Annotated in this window: 2 pseudogenes; both read left to right on the forward strand. The window is 42.5% G+C overall.

The features are described 5' to 3' along the window. Positions 1–161, forward strand: a pseudogene (locus HC175_RS24395) (heme o synthase); the annotation flags it as partial. Further along, positions 152–461 (forward strand): annotated as a pseudogene (locus HC175_RS18420) (cytochrome c oxidase subunit 3); the annotation flags it as partial. The pseudogenes HC175_RS24395 and HC175_RS18420, both read left to right, overlap by 10 nt.

Genomic DNA, 461 nt, shown 5'->3' on the forward strand with positions numbered 1-461 from the left:
TGGTTTTATTGCTTGGGCTGGGAATGCTTTATTATGCAGTGCAGTTATACCGTAACAGGGATGAAAGATCTGCGAAAAAACTAATGTTTGCAAGTGTGTCCTATATCACCTTGCTGCAAATAATATATGTATTGGATAAATTGATTCGTGTATGGATTTAACACAGGGAACCGACAGCTATAAGCAAGGACGGGCGAAAAAAATGATGCTTTGGTTCGGGATCATTAGTATGGCAATGATGTTTGCCGGGCTTACCAGTGCTTATGTGGTAAGTAAGTCCAGGCCAGACTGGGTAGCTGAACTTGACCTGCCTGCCAGCTTTCTATGGAGCACCATAATCATATTGTTGAGCAGTATCACTCTTCATTTTGCTGAAAGGGCTATAAAAAGAGATGATCGCTCCCTTACTACTACAGGATTGCTGGCGACATTAGGCCTAAGTGTGGTCTTTATTGTGCTGC

This window comes from Salinimicrobium oceani (genome assembly GCF_012037645.1).